The 18,143-nt window shown below is 37.0% G+C and carries 11 protein-coding genes; 4 read left to right on the top strand and 7 right to left on the bottom strand.

Annotated elements, in window-relative coordinates; genetic code table 11:
* Positions 1-54 precede the first annotated feature (54 nt).
* From AWV75_RS10420 to AWV75_RS10430, 3 genes are all read right to left on the bottom strand, one after another.
* The gene (locus AWV75_RS10420; protein ID WP_060874305.1) at positions 55-8,229 is read right to left on the bottom strand and encodes a fibronectin type III domain-containing protein; all 8,175 of its coding nucleotides are present in this window, start codon (positions 8,227-8,229) and stop codon (positions 55-57) included.
* A 697-nt stretch (positions 8,230-8,926) separates the two neighbouring features.
* The gene (locus AWV75_RS10425) at positions 8,927-9,436 is read right to left on the bottom strand and encodes a septal ring lytic transglycosylase RlpA family protein (protein WP_060874306.1); all 510 of its coding nucleotides are present in this window, start codon (positions 9,434-9,436) and stop codon (positions 8,927-8,929) included.
* A 98-nt stretch (positions 9,437-9,534) separates the two neighbouring features.
* On the bottom strand, positions 9,535-9,960 hold the full coding sequence (locus AWV75_RS10430) for a hypothetical protein (protein ID WP_002988209.1): 426 nt from the start codon (positions 9,958-9,960) through the stop codon (positions 9,535-9,537).
* Between the two features lie 516 nt (positions 9,961-10,476).
* Between AWV75_RS10430 and AWV75_RS10440 the strand changes: the two genes are divergently transcribed.
* The 4 genes from AWV75_RS10440 (at position 10,477) to AWV75_RS19240 (ending at position 12,767) form a co-directional block, all read left to right on the top strand.
* The gene (locus AWV75_RS10440) at positions 10,477-11,067 is read left to right on the top strand and encodes an ATP-binding cassette domain-containing protein (protein ID WP_060874308.1); all 591 of its coding nucleotides are present in this window, start codon (positions 10,477-10,479) and stop codon (positions 11,065-11,067) included.
* 180 nt (positions 11,068-11,247) lie between these two features.
* Positions 11,248-11,784: a hypothetical protein gene (locus AWV75_RS10445; RefSeq protein ID WP_231738088.1), complete on the top strand. Its 537-nt coding sequence runs from the start codon at positions 11,248-11,250 to the stop codon at positions 11,782-11,784.
* A 59-nt stretch (positions 11,785-11,843) separates the two neighbouring features.
* Positions 11,844-12,593 (top strand): hypothetical protein, encoded by a 750-nt coding sequence (locus AWV75_RS10450; protein ID WP_060874309.1) that lies wholly within the window; start codon positions 11,844-11,846, stop codon positions 12,591-12,593.
* Positions 12,594-12,635: 42 nt separating this feature from the next.
* Positions 12,636-12,767, top strand: a complete 132-nt coding sequence (locus tag AWV75_RS19240) for a hypothetical protein (RefSeq protein WP_262491989.1) — start codon at positions 12,636-12,638, stop codon at positions 12,765-12,767.
* Between the two features lie 124 nt (positions 12,768-12,891).
* Here the strand turns inward: AWV75_RS19240 and AWV75_RS10455 are convergent, their stop codons facing one another.
* The 4 genes from AWV75_RS10455 to AWV75_RS10470 form a co-directional block, all read right to left on the bottom strand.
* Positions 12,892-14,862, bottom strand: a complete 1,971-nt coding sequence (locus tag AWV75_RS10455) for a M56 family metallopeptidase (RefSeq protein ID WP_060874310.1) — start codon at positions 14,860-14,862, stop codon at positions 12,892-12,894.
* 21 nt (positions 14,863-14,883) lie between these two features.
* Positions 14,884-15,249 (bottom strand): BlaI/MecI/CopY family transcriptional regulator, encoded by a 366-nt coding sequence (locus AWV75_RS10460; protein ID WP_060874311.1) that lies wholly within the window; start codon positions 15,247-15,249, stop codon positions 14,884-14,886.
* A gap of 156 nt (positions 15,250-15,405) precedes the next feature.
* The gene (locus AWV75_RS10465; RefSeq protein ID WP_060874312.1) at positions 15,406-15,873 is read right to left on the bottom strand and encodes a thioredoxin family protein; all 468 of its coding nucleotides are present in this window, start codon (positions 15,871-15,873) and stop codon (positions 15,406-15,408) included.
* 12 nt (positions 15,874-15,885) lie between these two features.
* Positions 15,886-18,138 carry a TonB-dependent receptor gene (locus AWV75_RS10470; protein WP_060874313.1) on the bottom strand — a complete coding sequence of 751 codons (2,253 nt, stop codon included), beginning with the start codon at positions 18,136-18,138 and terminating at the stop codon, positions 15,886-15,888.
* Positions 18,139-18,143 lie beyond the last annotated feature (5 nt).

The following is an 18,143-nucleotide window of genomic DNA, read 5'->3' on the forward strand; positions in this document are numbered from 1 at the left end:
GCTTCTTCACTTAGAAATCAACAATTTAAAAGAAACAACACGAAGTCATCTAGTTTATCTACTTATTTGAATCCATCCTGTACGCATTTTAGCATTGGTTACTACCACATAGTAATACGTACCTGAAGGCAAATTATTTCCTCTTTTATCTTTTCCTGAAAACTCATCAGTATAATATCCATTGAAGTTAAATACTTCAATTCCGTTTCTATTGTAAATTTTTAGATTCGTTACTCCATAGTTTGACAGATCTAAACGATCATTAATACCATCCCCATTAGGAGAAAATCCTTTCGGCAATGGACATTCTTCATACGTTACACGGAAACTAGATTGATCCGTACAATCTACCTTACCTTTACTTGATTTTGAATAGATATAGATTACCTGATCAACTAAAATCTGTTCTCCAGGTTGTAATTCACGTCCCTGTCCGTCCGGTTCCGTAAAATACTTGTTTCCTCTTGGCAACAATGGCAAGCTATAAAGTTCACAGTACATCACTTGATCTTCTATTTCAAAAGCAGGAATAAACTCCAGAATTTCGATCGTCATTTTACTTTGATACGCACATCCTTCTTTCACCCCATAAACATACAATTGATGCTTGCCTACGTTCTCAAATACATCGCCACCTTCCCAACGCTCTCCTTTTCCATAAGGCTCTGTATAATATGCTTCTCCTTCTGCTAATTCAGGCAATACGTAACTTTGACAAGCAAGAATAGGCTGAACGTTTGTTGCAGTCAATATTTTATTGACAATTAAAGAAAAACTACTGTAGGTAAAACAATGCGTGTTTTTATTCTCTAGTTTCACGTATATTTCTGTCGGTTCTACCGCTGTTGTCGTATACGTAGTAGGCAGGCTATTGATATTGGCTAATAAATCTTCCTCCGAAGCAAAATAGGTAACCAATAAATCTTTCGCTTGTAAAGACCCTACGACCTGTTTATCATTTTGAGCCAAATCATACGTATAGGCAAATCCAGGCTCTCTATGACAAGCATATAAATTCGCTGGTTTAGTTATCTGGGGCTTCTCTTTGATAAAGCGGAATTCTTTATCAATAATTTGCTCATTCCCATTACAATGTAGATATGTAATACGCCCTGTATAGGTTACCGATTGATCAATGGTTACTTGAATATCTTGCTCTTCCGTTAGGAATTCACCATCTTTCAACCAACTAAAATGGGCAATGGATTCTCCACTTGGTACAAAACGCCAAGCCTCATTCGCAGCCGTCCATGTTCCCACATTTCGATTTGGAGGAACCACAGCTGCAGTTCCCGTAGCATTTTGAATTCCAACAACACCCAATCCGCCATTGAAATTGGCACAACTCGGTCTATTTTTAATATACACTTCAATAATATTTGTGCCTTCATAAAGTACAATTTGAGACGTTTGCGTTGTTCCGTCTACATCATTGACATCATATGGGCATCGAGTCGCATCAAATAATCCTAAATGATAAATATTAAAAACCAAAGCTCGACAAGGAAAGGTTCCCAACACTTGGTAATTAACCGAATAATCTGCGGGTGAATTATTAGGGAACAAATCTTGCATCACCCCAAAAATGGTATTGACATACGGAATAGTGTTGCTATTTGCACTATTTGTTGGTAATTGTACGTTTGGGTTCATCGAATATCCCGAAGAAGAATCAGGCGTGTATAACCCATTTTCAGCATGTCCGCGAACGCTAAATGTAATCATCCCATTGGTTCCGATTAACACTTTATCATAGGACTTACCATAGAAACAAAAATCAAAACCTAAATCAATCACTTCAGACCAATGGTCATCTTTGGTTAATGGAATCAAATCTCCTCCAACAAAAGGGAAAGGCGGTTTATATTCAATGGCTTCTACAGTATAATCAGAGGTATCTTTGATATCAAAGAAGCTTGCCTTTAAATCAAGGTTTACGCTTTCATCGTCACAAATCACATAACTTCCGTCTTCTGTTTGTGGTAAATCAATAGGTTCTACTTCAATATTTGCACATCCGGGAGGATTGAAGAGGTTAAACAGGACAGCAGGACTCCAAGCACCTTGATCTGTATCCGAACAAATGGCTCGTACATACACGTGATAGAAAGCGCCTTCAACGGCATCCCTGAATACGTATCTCGGTGTATGCTCTACCCTAATCCCTACATTTAATGGCGTTGGGTCAGGTTGATTTGATTCTACAATATAAACCTCCCATTGTTGTTCTTGACCCAGAGGTGTCCACGTAATTTCAATATTGGATGAATTTGAAATTCTTACTGCTTGGACGTCGATCACATCTTTACAAGTAAAAGGTTTAATCCATAAATTATCAATAGCAGCAGGTGGTTGTTCTCCACTGCGATTATCTTGTTTCCATTCAAACACAATGCGAACATCTTGTCCTGCAAAAGCACGAATATCCATTCGGGTTTGGAATCGCTGAAATGTTCGACTATTAAAGAAGCCTTGTTCATCGATAGCAACTGCTTGATTTGAGCTAGCAACACTTACCCCAGCTTCTGGGATATATGATAATGGTACAATCCAAGCCTTTACAAAATCCACCCCCACATTTTCTCTTGCCCTACTATCATATTGCTGTTCTCCTTGAGAACGCCAATCAAAACTAATTTCCAATTGCTCGAGGTTGGTAGGAATATGAATGTTTTTATACGCATGTACAATTTGTGCCTTATTCATGGTGTATTGGTTGTTTACTCCATTATTATTTGAAATATACAGTGCTTTTTGTCCACCATTATTTATGGCATTTCCTACTACCCATTGGTTTGGCAACGCATGCGTTACTCCAATTTTATGTGTTCCTTCGAAATCTTCATAATATGGTAAAGGATTCACCGAAACTAAAGGCGTTGTAGCAATAAAAGGTCCCGTCCATAAACTTGATTCCCCTTGACTACAAGCGGATCGTATCCAGACATAATACATCGTCCCTTCTTCTAAATTTGCAAACGTATAATTCGTTTCAGTAGTTGTATGGGTTGGGACTGTTGCTTCATTAACCCCTATATTCTGATCCGTGGTCAAGAATAAGTCATATCCATTTTGTCCACTTTGTCCCGTCCAACTCACATCAAATCCTTGGTCTCGTATTTCCCCAATAGTTACGTCTGTTGGCGGTAAACAACTCTTGATAAAGAATTCAATATTGTCAATTGCAGCAGCTGGATTATTTCCCGTGCTTTCATCTTGGGTCCACTCAAAAATAATACGCATCGTACGTCCTAAATACTCTTGAGCGGGAATGATAATTTGTTCCGGTGCAAAATCTTGACTTCCGGAATAATATTCTCTTCCCAATCGCACCGCACTGCGGTTATCACTTTGTACAAGAACACCCGCACGCGGAGTATAATCCGCAGAAACAAACCAAACGCGGAAGTTATCATAACTTCCTTCTCCGACATTGCGCCAGTCAAAATTCAACATCAATTCCATACCTGAAGCAGGGATGGCAAAATCTTTATACACATGAGAGGCTTGCCTTCTTCCAGGCACTGTATGCAAATAATGATTGCTAATTCCATTGTCATTCGAGATATACAAAGCCTTTGTTCCGCCATTATTCACTGCATTTCCAACAATCCACTTATTATGGGTGTCATTTTGGTATGCAAAACTTGGATTTTGTTCAAAATCTTCTGTATAAGGCAACGTTGCAGGGGTTAAGGTGGTTTGTACAACAAGAGGACCTACCCAAAAACTTTTATCGCGTCCACAAACAGCGCGAACCCAAAGGGTATAGTAAGTTCCTTCTGCTAAATCTGGAAATACAAAGTTGGTATTTATCGAACGATAGTTTCCTGGTGTCTCTGCTGTTGGAATATCATTCGTTGTCGTTAAATATAAATCATACGAACGCGCGCCATCTCCTTCCCATGTTGTAGCAATGGTACGGCTTGTTACCACACCTGCAGCAAAATTTCTTGGTGGACTACAAGTCACTACTTCTATATTCAGATTATCAAGGGCAGCAGCAGGTTGATATCCGCCACTATTATCTTGTTGCCATTGAAAAACGAGACGATACACTTGTCCTTGAATGCTACCTACCTCAACGACGAAGTTTTCTCTCTTAAATTCTGTTTGTTCCCCAAACATTTCATGTCCTACCGGTATAGCTCCAGCCACATTTGTTGATATCAATGTACCTCCTACTGGTGTATAGGACGCTGGTACTAACCAAACGCGGAAGAAATCATAGTTTATTTCTCCTAAACAACGCCAGTCAAATCCAATAGACAATTCGGTAGCATCTGTAGGAATTCTAAAATCTTTATAAGCGTGTACCACTTGATCATACGCTGTATAATAGGTATTATTTGCACCTTGATCTTCACTGATGTATAATCCTTTTGTTCCTGATGCTTGTACAGCAGTACCAATATACCAACGATTAGTTCTATTTGTCGTAAAATCAAAGGTAGGATTCGATTCAAAATCTTCTACATAAGGTAAATCAACAGGTGTATTTGCTAAGGTTACCTCTTGTGGTCCAACCCAATCGCTTTGATTAGTATTAGAGCAAGCAGATCTCACCCATACCCAATACGTTTGACCTGGTGTTAAACCTTCAAAGGTATACGTTGTTGGTGTCGACTGATGTGTCGGTGTCGTCGTATCCTCTGGACTAGTCGTGGCTATCTCACTTAAAAATAGTTCATAGCCTGTCGTTGTTGCTTCCCATTGTGCCTGAAACCCATGATCTGACACATTGCTAATACTCAATGCCGTTGGAGCCCCGCAGAATGTCGTAGCTAGTTTTAAGTTATCTATAACCGCAGGAGGATTACTTCCGCCGGATTGATCGTTGATCCACTCAAAAATCAATCGCATGGTTTGCCCCTCATACAGCTGTCCATCAAGATTAATCAACTCCGTGGTAAACGCACGTACATTGGAAAAATTCACTCTTCCCACTTGTACTCCTCCACTAGCTGCTACCGTTATCTTCACACCTGCTCGAGGCGTATACGTTACCGGAACCCACCATACGCTTAGCTTGTCATATTCGTTTTCTCCTACACCCATCCAATCAAAGATAAGCGTCATGTCGATCGCTCCTATTGGAATAGTGAAATCCTTAAAAATATGAGAAGCGATATTCTGAGATAAATAATTCGTATAGGCGTGCGTTTGTCCTCCATCATTGGAAATATACAACGCCTTTGTTCCACCGTGATTCACGGCTTGTCCAACAAACCATTGATTGATGGTATCATTGCTAATTCCGTACGATTGCTCTGTTTCAAAGTCATCTGTAAAAGGTAAATTCACTGGAATTAAGGTAGTCTGCACCGCTAATGGACCAATCCATCTTGAAGCTTCTGTACCACAGGTTGAACGAACCCAAACATAATAATTCGTTGCCTGATTTAAATTTTCAAATGTAAATGTGGACGTATCTGAGGTAAAAGAAGCAACAGTTGATGCAGTAGGCGCTTCATTCGCTGTAGCCAAATACAATTCATAGCCTTGCACATTCGCTCGCTCTTGCCATGAAACCGCAAAGGTATGAGCCGTAAGACCATCCAATTGAAATGCCGTTGGTTCACTACACAAAATCGGCTGAATTGCTAGATTGTCAATCGCCGCTGGATTTTGATTTCCATTGCGATCATCTTGTTGCCATTCGAAGACAAATCGAACCGTTTGTCCTTGAAAAGAACGCACATCTACATTCTTGGAAAATGAGGTAAAATCATTGTTTTGATACAAGGCTTCTGCATTAATTGCAAGTGCTTGTGGGTTATTGTTCAATGTTTCTCCTGCTTGTGGAACATAGGACTGCGGAACTATCCACACGTTTAAAAAATCCACTGGATTGTACCCATTGCTACTGTAATCATAGCTCCTTTCTCCTTGTGCACGCCAATCGAAACTCACTGCTAACATATCGACTCCTTGTGGGATGTCGATATTTTTATAGGCATGAATAATTTGACTTGTATTATATTTATAAGTATTGCTTACTCCTTGGTCTTGGGTGATATACAGAGATTGTTGTCCACCATGGTTCACCGCTTGTCCCACATGCCATTGGTTGGGTTGAGCATGGGTAAAGCCGAAGATTGGATTGGATTCAAAATCTTCTGTATAAGGTAAACTAACACTGGAAACCAAAGGCGTTTCTACAAAATAAGGGCCAACCCAATTACTTTTATCACTTGTACTACAGCTAGATCGTAGCCAAGCATGATATTTCGTCGCTTCATTTAAATTCAAAAAGGAATAAGAAGTTTCACTAGTAGAAGCTAACGGAGTTGTTGTATCCGTCGGAATTAAGTTTAAATCTGTTGTAATAAAAACGTCATACGCTGTGGTGTTCGTTGAAGCTGTCCAAGTCAGATCAAAAGCACCCGCTCTTAAATTGCTTGTACGCACCGCTGTTGGCGCTACACAATTGATCGCCGTAACGTTTAAATTATCAATTGCTGCTGCGGGATTATTTCCTGCGCTTTCATCCTGAGACCATTCGATTAGCAAACGCATCGTTTGGCCTGCAAAAGAAGCAGCGTCTAAAAGTACTTGTTCACGTTGAAAATTTGCAGCGTTAGCATAGGCATTTTGCCCCACACGAATCATAGCTTGATCTCTTTCATTTATCTTCATCCCAGCCTGAGGAACGAAGGTAATCGGCACTAACCAAACTTTAAAGTTGTCATAGGAACCTTCCCCCACACATCGCCAATCAAAAGCTATGGCTAATTTTAAAGCATCCGAAGGAACAATAAAGTCTTGGTATAGGTGCGAAACTTCTCTTCTACCTGTATTAGGGTTATATTCATTCGATTGTCCTCCATCTTTGGAAATATACAACGATTTACTTCCCCCATGATTTACTGCTGCTCCCACCACCCATTTGTTCACCGCACCATTGACGAAAACAAAAGAAGGAGCTCCTTCAAAATCTTCGCTATAGGGAAGGGTCTTCGCAATTAGCTGCGTTTCTACTTCTAGAGGCCCCATCCAAATACTGGTTTCATCTGCACAAAGGGAACGCGCCCAAATAAAATAAGTTGTTGCGGGCTGTAATTGATCAATGATCAAATTATTCGTTGTCGCAGTATAGGTTCTCGCATTAGCACTAGAAAGAGAAGCCTCTGTACTGATGAGGACTTCATATTGTTGATTGCTACTAGCAATCCATTCTAATTTCATGGATTCAGCTCCAATCGTGTTTAGCTTAAAATCCATGGGAGGAGCACAAGACACTTCTTCCAATTTCAAATTGTCAATAGCAGCGGCTGGTTGAGCACCACCACCACTTTCTTGTTTCCATTGAAAAACTAGGCGATAGACTTGTCCTCCCTGTCCTTCTGTAGGAACGATAATGGTTTCATTCTTAAACACTGCATTTTCATGATAGTATCGCAAACCGATTTGTCTAACACCCGCTCTATTGGGATCAATTGGAGTGTGAGCTGTTGGTATATAGTCCTGAGGAACCAACCAAACACTCAAATAGTCCTCTTCAAGCTCCCCAACTGAACGCCAATCAAAAGAAATGGCAATATTTTCAGCATGTTGTGGAAATACAAAATCTTTATAAACATGGGAAACTTGATTCGAATACAGCGCATATTCATTTGTTCTCCCCTCATCTTTACTGATATATAAGGCGTAATCGGTATTGCTTTTTGCCCCACCTCCAATATACCACTGATTTGTTCTATCATTGCTAAATCCCACTAAGGGAGTCTGCTGAAAGTCTTCAAAATAAGGCAAAGAAACGGGAGTCATAGGTAAGTGAATAGCAAAGGGGCCTGCCCAATTGCTTTGCTCATTAAAGCTATTTTCACAAGTAGCTCTTATCCAGACATACACGTTGACTTGATTGTGGGGTAAATCCAAAGTTAGTGTAGCATCTGTGGTTGTATGCGTTGGATTCATGAGTCCTGCTCCCGGAACATTCGTCGGACTCACAAATAAGTCATAAGAAATAGCATTTGATCTTGCTTCCCATCCTAACGTATAGGAATCTGCAGAAACATTTAGCAATTGAATGCTTTCTGGTGGATAACAAAAAGCAAATATAGCAGCTTCTTTGTGTTCCTTTTGTTTGGATAGTACTTCGACATTCGCTGTCTCAAGCGTTACTTTATCCTTACTTACTTCTATATTGGCCCGTAGGGCATGGCCCCACAAAACAAGAAAAAGTAGCGTGACTAAAAAGGTATTTCTTACCTTTACCTTGTTCATACTTTCAGTGTTTTAATTTAGACCAAATATAAATAGCAATTAAAACATTACAAATTGAGAAGTATAGGTTCCTTTTAGCAGAGTAGTGTAAGATTTAAACTAAAAAAAATAAAAGCACAAAAAAACAAGGGATTATCGCCTTACTTTTTAACTTAAAACTCCTTTTATAAGCATAAACAGCAAAGTTGTTAACGTTTTACTTTTATTTATAAAGCAAGTAAACACCACAGATTACATCTAAAAAAACAGTATTTATCTTAAAACAACCCTCAAATAAGCAAAAAATAAAATACTCGATTTAGGGATTAGATCCCCTTCTATTAATCAGTATCCCTGATTCAAGCTTAGAAATAGCCTGGAGCAAGCCTTGACACTCTAGAGGCACCAAGTTGTATCATCATATGAGCATCCTAATTACGCTCCTTTTCGTTCGTATTTATCTCATTCGAAATCAGCAGCTATCTTTTTTAAAAAAAAATTTCTTCCCTAAAATTTGGGAATGGCGCAAAAAAAAAGATGTGCGGTGCACATCCTCGACTTGTGGAATTTTTCCACATTTTCATTACCCACTTTTTAGTAATTGAATCCCAATATCTTAGATTGATTTCTATACAAAAAGTTGATTTTTAGTTATATTTTATCTTTTTATCAGGTCTAATAGCAAGTAAAATAAGCTCCTTTCAGATCAAATAAACGATTACTGAATATCTTCAATCATACGTTCTACCTTAACGTCTAAAACTCCACGTCCTAGATTGTCTGTCAAATCCATAAACGCACGTTTAGAAATATCAACGGATCTCCCTTTTGTAAAAGGCCCACGATCGGTTACAGTCAATACAACTGAACGTTTATTTCTCAAGTTCGTTACTTTGATTTTAGTTCCAAAAGGCAGTGTTTTATGGGCTGCCGTGTATTTTGAATTGTCAAAAACCTCTCCGCTTGCCGTTTTTTTACCAGAGAATTTATCGTGGTAATACGAAGCTTTTGTTTCATCGCTAACTACTTCAAAAGAGTCATCCTCTACTTCAGCCATCACGATAGAATCTTCTTCTATACTCGGTAAATCTAATGTTGCAACAGTATCCAAAACCTGTTCCATACGAACAGCAGCAGGCTTGTTTTTTTCTTTTAATTTACCAGCCTCTTCAAAACTTGATAAAGTGAAGATGGCTAAAGCAAAAATTATATATTGAAAATATTTCATATCTCTTGTTTCAAAAAATAGATACTATTTCAAAACAAGAAGTATACCAAAATAAAAAAGAGAGCTTGAAGCTCTCTTTATTTATCTTTTATATGTTATTATGCAAACCAAGCAGTCCAAGGAATTCTAGATAAGATTAAAACTAATCCAATCGTATAGAAAATAGCGAACATTTTAAATTTCTTGTTGCTATCTGTGGTCTTTTTGTGTTTTGACCATCCAATTGTAATCAACGCAATTGCAATGATATTAATTAGTGGGTGCTCTAAAGCGTACAATCTTAAAGTAGAGTCTTTCATCGCTACACCAAAACCTTGTACTAAAGGTGAAACGAAATACAAGATAATCCCTAACAATAATTGAATGTGACAGAAGATTAACCCTATCAAACCTAATTTGCGATCTTTCTCTGTAAACTCTTTTTTAGAGCTTAATCCTACAAAAGCATTAATTACTACGATTACCAAAAAAATCAATGCTAAATATGCAACGCCTGAATGCGCTGGCTGTAACATTTTATCCATATTGTTGTTATTAGTTTACTGACAAATATAAATAAAACAATTGAAACTAAACGCTTTGCTATTTGATTTACATTCTACCATTTCGAATGCTTTAATCCGTACGAATACCTCAATATAATCCGTTAATCTCGAGAAAAATATGCAAAAATAAAGGTTCGCTCGTTTTGATACCCTCAATCAAAGTTTTAACCCCATCAAGCCATTATATCCGCAAAAACAAATATCTTAGGTCTTTGTAATTTGTTTTCACATGATCAAAACGCTTCGTATTCTTTATCCTTACTATCTCCTTTCTTGTGGGATAACGTTACTTCTTGGACTGACGACTGCGCTATGGTGGGGCATTCCTCCACTCCTTGCTACTTTACTTTCGATGATGTATTTTAGGACTTTTCGCTCCTACGAACTCTATTTTTTCAAGAACAAAGGATGGCAACCCCTTCACCTCGTACTCACTTTATTCGGTAGTATGATGGTTCTTTCACTTATTCTCTCCACGTTTAAAACAACCTAATCATGTCTACCTTATACTTGGATAGCCTTGTGTATCAAGTGCAGCACAAAAACATACTCAACAATATCTATTTTCAACTGCAAACGGGCGAACTTATTGAACTCATTGGATCAAATGGAGCAGGAAAATCTACCTTTCTTGAGGTATTATTTGGCACAAAAAAAGCGCAGCATTTGCACCTTCGAGTTGATCAAAAATTAATCCGAAAAACACGTGATCTACAACGCTATTTTGCGTTGAAACCTCAGTTTTCATTTTTTCCAAAACAACTTCGACTCCAAGAGGTACTACCAAAGAGGTATTGGCATTGGTCTGAATTTGAACAGCAACTTCATTCCCCTATTTCAAGCTTTTCCATGGGTATTCAGCAATTGATTCAAACGTTGTTTGTACTTGAATTACCTCAACCCTTTATTCTTTTAGATGAGCCTTTTGCTGGTCTTTCTCCAATTCTTCAGGAACAACTTCTTGTTATACTTCAAGAAAAGAAACAAACCAAGGGGATACTCATCGTCAACCATATTCTAGGTCTATTATCCTCCATTCGCACCAAACAATTGCAACTACATAACGGTAGTATCCAATCTACTTAACAAGGCTTTCAACGTATATTGAAAGCCTTTTTTATATCAAACAAAACCATTCAAACACCTATTACCGAATGCATTAAACATTCAAATACACCTTATGATTTCTCCTTTTTGGGTTTTATATTCACGTTATAATCAAACAAAAACCGGGAACAGGGGAGAGCATACTGAACAACAAAAAATATGAAAAGATTATTACTCTTATTGTGTACCTCTTTATTTATTTCTTGTTCATCAGACAATACTGAATTAAATAGAACTGAATTAGATACTAAAGACTTGTATCTACAATCTAATCTTCCAAAAATTCTTGAATTAAACCAGTCAGAAATAAACCATTTTAAAAAACACATGGTACTTAATGAAAGAGGCGTTTTGGCATCTTGGGACGGAGATTTTTTAGAAAAAGTATATGGAAGCGGAGAAGAATATAAATCAATCATTGTAAAAATATACAATGATCTAGATATAAATCCTACTCAAATCATTATTGTTGATACAAATAATAACGAAAGAATAATTAATCTAAGGGAGCCTACAGTATCGGGAAGCAAATACCCAACATTTAAGAGAGAAGATCCCTATGTACGTGAAATAAGAGGCGCGTCAAATAGACAAAATAATGATGATGGATGCTTTAAACAAGAAAATAGTACATGTATCATCGTAGTTAAAGAAATAAAACCTGTTGCCAAATTTCCTATTGATAGCGTTCAATAAAACCAATTCTCAACTTAAAACTAAGCAGTTGCAATTCAAAATTTCACAAACAATCCAATATGATTAAAAAAATATGTTTATTCTTATTCTCTCTTTCACTACTAGCTTGTAAAAAAGAATCTTCTGAAGAAATTTATATTAAAACTTATCTCCCAAAGATCTTAAACTTAGTGCCCACAGACATAGACCGTTTCAAGAAAAATATGGTTATTAATCAAGAAGGTAATCTAACCTCTTGGGATGGAGAAATATTGGAAAAAGCATATCACACAGACGATGATTATATGTTTGCATCCTTAGGGATCTACAACAAACTAGGCATCTATCCTGCGCAAATAATTATTGTGAATAAAGATAACAGCGAAAGAATTCTATATCCTGGTTTTTTTGATATCAATAACACGAGAGTAGCTTTATCTGAAATTCAAGATTGGGATGCGCTATTCTATATCACTTCAACCAATTGCGGAACATGTATGCAAGACTATCAAAGAATGAATCAACTTACCACTAAATACGCAGGTAAAAAGATAAAGTTTGTCGCTATTTTTGACAAAGTCAAAAACATAGAAAATTACAAAAAAGGTGAAATCTACAAGACAGATGGTTTTCTTAATGAAAATTGGATTATTTTACAAAAAAACAATCTACTACCTTTACTAACAGAAAAATATCATGATAGTTTAGGCGTGCCCTTTATCTTTTTCAGAAAAGACAAGGTAGATTTAAAAAAATATTTCACCTCCTCTCGTAACAGTGAAATTGATGAATATATATCCAATAACTTTGAGAGTAAAACTGAAGATTAATCTCTTTCTTAAAACCTCTAATCTTTGATGTATTTATCTTAAATGAATACCCAATATATTCCATTAATCAAACCGACCAAGGGGATACTCATCGTCAATCCTATTTCAGGTCTGTTATCCTCCATTCGCACCAAACAATTGCAACTACATAACGGTAGTATTCAATCTACTTAACAAGGCTTTCAACGTATATTGAAAGCCTTTTAAATGAGTCCAACATCATATCATAAACAACAAAGACCCTCAACGAAGTTGAAGGCCTTTGCTAACTAACATATCTAATTCAAAAAGTAATAATCTATTTCTTGGTACTAATTTCAATCACACCACTTTCACCTTCTTTTCCATATTTTTCTTTTGCCATCTCTCCTTTTAAAACATGCATGCTTTCTATATCTTCCGATTTAATTGCACTTATTTCAGTAGGCTTTACTGCTTTTCCATTTAATACATACAAAAAAGGAGTGTTCGTATCATCTTGTGTTGAAGTAAAAGAAAATGAACTAGATGCCTGTCCTTTTCCATTCGCAGTTCTCACTTGTTTTGTTTCAGCATTCACAACGATAACTCCATTTTTTCCTTTTTCTCCAAATTTATCCATGCTCTGTTGCGTGCTATACACATTGATACTTCCATTCCCAAGACCCGCTGGATTTAATTCCTTTAATTCTTCCAAGGAAACTTCTTTTCCATTGTAAATAATTAATTTATCCTTCATTCGCTCTAAATCCTGCTTTATCGATTTCTCCATTTTTTTTCTCGACTTTTCCATATCCTTTCGAGAAGCTTCCATGTCTTTTCTCGACTTTTCCATTTCTTTACGAGCAACTTCCATTTCCTTTCTTGCCTCCTCCCTTTCTTTGGTAAGTTGTTCTTTATTCTTATTCCATTTTTCCTTCGTTCTTTGAGCATCATTCAGGAGTGTCTCTTTATCTAAATTATACGAATAAGAGATTCCATCTTCATTGGCTTCCTTTCCTAATTTCGAAAATTCTTCCATAGTATACTCTTTCCCATTGATAATAATACGAGTATTGGAATCAACAGCCCCAGAGGTATTAAAACTATAGGTTTGGGTTTTGCCCTCTGCCATTCGTTGTACTGTGTGCAAACGGTGCTCCTCTTCCGTCAGCTCTTTGCCATTTCGAGTTAATTTTATTTTGCCTGATGGATCATTGGTTGTAATATAAATTATCCCATCTTTTACCTGACTATCGTCAGCTGCTTCTTTCGCTGATGTTCTTTCTGTAGCCTCCTTTACAGCCGCATCAAGTTCATCTTTCGCTATTGAAGTTAATTCTTCTCCACTGCTATTATGGGAAACTACTGCATGCTGTTCTTGTTTTTTTTCAGGTTCCTGTTCGATAGCATTTGATTCTTGATCAATAAATCGAACTTCTGCTTGGGTTTTGATTTGAAAAAGCAAAAAGAATCCCACCGCTAAAGGAAGGCATAAAACAAATTTTGATTTTCTCATATTTTTAGATTTTGGTTGGTTTAACATCATGATTCTCTTTTTTAAATCTGAAGATCCAAAAGAGTTAACTAAAGAAAATGAAGGTGTCTTAGCTTCTTCAAACTGCACCAAAGTCATTTGATACTCGTAACTATTTTGCTTGGCCGTTACCTTTTGATCTACGATATACTCTAAATTGAGGCGAACCACTCGCTCCAAGATCACTAACAGGGGATTGAACCAAAAAATTCGACGTAAAAAGTGCACTAGTAGCAAATCAACAGTATGCTTCTGTTGCACATGGATATGTTCATGCTGGATGATGGTTTCTAATGCTGCTATATCCTTATAATTGGAGGGTAATACAATCCAGTTCCAAAACGAATAAGCTTCTTTAGTATTCGTATCCACTTTGATATTCGATTGTGATTTCCAAAATTGCAATTGTTTAATATGGCGAATCAATCGCAACACTTTACCACAAAAGAAAAGGCCTATAATCAGGGTAATTCCTCCAAATAATACGGGTATCAATGCCTCTACATTCAGCTGTTCGAAGAAACTTTGTTGTTCTTCTATTCTAGGTACCTCCTTGGTTTCGTGAAGCAACATAGACCAATCAAAACGCTGTTCAATGTATACTGTTTTTGTGAAACTCAGCAGTGGTAATAAGAAACTACATGCAATTCCGATAAGAAAATAATAGCGAATAGCAGCAAAAAAAGTTTCCTTTTTCAAAAACAAAAAATAAAAACCTAAGACCAGTAACAACAAGCCGTTTGCTTTTAGTACATATAAGATAAAAGGAGTCATACGCTTTTCTATTTTAATGGTTTACACCTGTTTATTTTTTTCAATGATAGAAAGAATCTCATTCAATTCTTTTTGTGATACTTGCTTATCTTTAACAAAGAAGTTAACCAAGTTACTGAATGAATTATCGAAATACTTTTGCATGGTTTCTTCCATGAACATCGAACGATAAGCCTCCATTGTCACCACCGGATAATATTGATGTGATTTACCAAAAGCGCGATAAGCAACCACTCCCTTTTCTTCCAAGATGCGCACTAAAGTTGATAAGGTATTGTAATGTGGTTTCGGTTCTGGCATTTCTGCCAATATATCATTAATGAATCCTTTTTCCAGCTTCCAAAGGATGTGCATGATTTCTTCTTCTTTGTTCGTTAATTTTTCCATTTGTGTTTCTTTTAACTCTAACAAACATATAACTAAAAATTTAGTTATCAAACTAATTTTTTAGTTTTCAATAAAAATTAATTAAAAAATATAAAAAAAAGCACTGTGAATCTTTCTGATTTACAGTGCTTTTAAAGAAAAATAACACGTAGTCTCCTACAACGCTTTCAATAATTGAAGCATCTCTTTTGGTCCAACATAGGCATAATGTTGGTATATAATTTCATAGTTTTTATTCAAAATAACCAGAGCGGGATAAGCATTTTGCGAAGTCAGTGCCTCAGCTAATTCATGTACACCAGATTGAAGTCCTTTTTTTCTATACCCGAACACTTTACCTTGAAACTGTATTTTTTCTTTCGATTCTGCATCAAAAGAAACAAAATACACTTTGTCCTTTAAAGCCTCTTGTACCGTTGCATTCGAAAACGTCTTCTTCTCCATCAAAGCACAATAATTACACCAATTGGTATGTAGAAAAACAACAATCGGTTTTTCTTGTTCCTGCATCTTTTTCTCCAGCGTTGAAAAAGTTATTGCTTGCGCTTGGGCTTTAGGTGCCCAGCTTATACAAAGCAGTACGACACATCGAATAAAATAATAGCTTAGACTTCTCCCTCTCATACATGAACTAATTTAAAAAATACTATAACGCACTCCTATAAAACCTCGAATCCCTTGTAAAGCGGTGTAGCTATAATCATTCGGTTCAAAGATTACATCCGTTCTCCCTGGAGGAGGGGTAACCCCATTACCAGGTTCTCCATACGGATCCCACCATCTAGCAATGGTATCTTCCTTTGGAAGGGTGTTGAATAAATTCTTTACTCCTCCATATACTTGAAAATTATTGCCAAATTTCTTTGTCACTTGAATATTTGCAATGACAGTCCAAGGAGAATACTCAGGTCTATAATCATTTTCTACGCGTGGCAATCGCATAGGTCCTTTCCAATCTCCAGTTAAATCAGCAGTAAATCCATGACCAAAATTATAGCTTGCCAGAACGTTACCCGACCATTTTGGCGAATGATAAATTTGCTCACGTAGGCCATCCTCTTTGCGGTACACTTCCATATAGGTTGCACCCGCCATTACTTTCAAAGGAAAATCAAACGCCACATCTACATTCAACGAAATACCTTTAGAAATTGCATGCCCATCCAAGTTAGCATAGATAATTTTAGTCTGATCCGTATCTGTATCTGCATCAATCTTATTCGTGAAATACGTATAGAAGCCGTTGATATCAAAATTAAACGCTCCAAAATTTGTTGGTACTTTAACGGTATAATTCAAGTTGGCATTGTATGATTTCTCTGGATCTAATGACTCTGCAAAAACAACTTCTCTTGCACCCGTCAAGGCACGATGGTCTTCCGTAAATACGTTGACAACTCTAAACCCAGTACCAAAACTTGCACGTAAGGCGTGATTGGCATTCGGTGCAAACTTATATCCTACACGAGGAGAATGAATACCCCCATGTGTTTTATCGTAATCAAAACGATAGCCTAATAACAATTTATGTTGTTTATTTAACGACCATTCATCTTGTACAAAAAGGCCTGGAATTGGCGTTTCTTGGGGTTGATTTTTAACTAATCCATTTTCATCATAAATACCTGTTGCTCTCGTATTATCATCATAATAGGTATACTTAAATGATCCTCCCACTAACAAACTATGATCCCCTACCGTTTTATCCCAATAGGCTTGAGCAAAAGCTACTTGTTGTTTTGCATCATAGGATTCTGGTCCATACATCGAATTTTGATTGTGATAGATATACGAAAATTGAGTATAGATATTTTCGGTCGTAGGTAACTGATACATTCCTATTGCCTCAAAGCGATTTGTAAAAATGCTTTCAGCATATACTTCTTCACTTCCTCTATGTTTCTTGCGTTGCCAATTTGTTTCACCTCCCCAACGATCCTCGTAAACATAACGCAAAGCCAAACTAGCTACTTTATTTTCAGGTCGTTTCAAGCTGAACTTATTAAACAACGAAACGCGTTCTTGTTGCGTTACATCTGTAAATCCATCGCCATTCTTATCTTTTCGCTCTCCAAATTTGAAGTAATTCCCACCAAAAAGACCATTTACCTTTTTACCCAATTTATAACCTGCTCCTAAGTCGATATTATTCTCTAACCAAGTCGTAGTAAATGCATCTACACTTAGCTTTGCTGCATGTTCTGGGTCTTTGGTAATTACGTTAATAATACCACCCATCGCTTCAGTTCCATACAAAGAAGACGCCGGACCTTTCACCACTTCGACACGCTCAATCATATTGGTTGGAATACCAAATAATCCATACACCGTTGACAGCGAAGACACAATAGGCATTCCATCAATCAAAATCATCGTATAAGGTCCTTCCATTCCATTAATGTGGATATCTCCTGTATTACAAACGTTACAGTTTAATTGTGGCTGTACCCCATTAATCATTTGCACAGCATCAAATAGATTCGATGTAGGGTTCTTTTCAAAAAAAGCAGGCGTATAAATTTCTACCGGCGTTACAGCATCCGATTTTAATACTGGTTTTAAAGAACCTGAAATCACAATTTCCTCTAAACTCGAGTCTTCTTCTAAGTCAAAATTCAACGTTGCAACTTGTCCTTCTTTTACTGTTACTCGCTTTGATAATTTTTTAAACCCTACAAAATCAGCATAAACAAGATAAGTACCCAGTTGTACCCCTTCGATTTTATAATTTCCACGGTCATCAGCCGTCGTTCCTTTGGCTGTTTGTTCAATGACAACACTAGCATATGATAACACCTCCCCTCTTGAGGTAATCTTCCCTTGAATAGTTTGAGCTTCTACTATGCTAGAAAAAACTAGGAGAAACAAAAAACTTATTAATACACGCATAAAAA

It is taken from the genome of Myroides odoratus (assembly GCF_001549985.1).
GTDB classification, from domain to species: Bacteria; Bacteroidota; Bacteroidia; order Flavobacteriales; family Flavobacteriaceae; genus Flavobacterium; species Flavobacterium odoratum_A.

Excerpts from the sequence above, each read along its gene's own strand:
- AWV75_RS10425 (WP_060874306.1), bottom strand. The coding sequence starts at position 9,436 with ATGAAATATTTTCAATATATAATTTTTGCTTTAGCCATCTTCACTTTA.
- AWV75_RS10440 (WP_060874308.1), top strand. The coding sequence starts at position 10,477 with ATGTCTACCTTATACTTGGATAGCCTTGTGTATCAAGTGCAGCACAAA.
- AWV75_RS10430 (WP_002988209.1), bottom strand. The coding sequence starts at position 9,960 with ATGGATAAAATGTTACAGCCAGCGCATTCAGGCGTTGCATATTTAGCA.
- AWV75_RS10455 (WP_060874310.1), bottom strand. The coding sequence starts at position 14,862 with ATGACTCCTTTTATCTTATATGTACTAAAAGCAAACGGCTTGTTGTTA.
- AWV75_RS10450 (WP_060874309.1), top strand. The coding sequence starts at position 11,844 with ATGATTAAAAAAATATGTTTATTCTTATTCTCTCTTTCACTACTAGCT.
- AWV75_RS10470 (WP_060874313.1), bottom strand. The coding sequence starts at position 18,138 with ATGCGTGTATTAATAAGTTTTTTGTTTCTCCTAGTTTTTTCTAGCATA.
- AWV75_RS10460 (WP_060874311.1), bottom strand. The coding sequence starts at position 15,249 with ATGGAAAAATTAACGAACAAAGAAGAAGAAATCATGCACATCCTTTGG.
- AWV75_RS10420 (WP_060874305.1), bottom strand. The coding sequence starts at position 8,229 with ATGAACAAGGTAAAGGTAAGAAATACCTTTTTAGTCACGCTACTTTTT.
- AWV75_RS19240 (WP_262491989.1), top strand. The coding sequence starts at position 12,636 with ATGAATACCCAATATATTCCATTAATCAAACCGACCAAGGGGATACTC.
- AWV75_RS10445 (WP_231738088.1), top strand. The coding sequence starts at position 11,248 with ATGAAAAGATTATTACTCTTATTGTGTACCTCTTTATTTATTTCTTGT.
- AWV75_RS10465 (WP_060874312.1), bottom strand. The coding sequence starts at position 15,873 with ATGAGAGGGAGAAGTCTAAGCTATTATTTTATTCGATGTGTCGTACTG.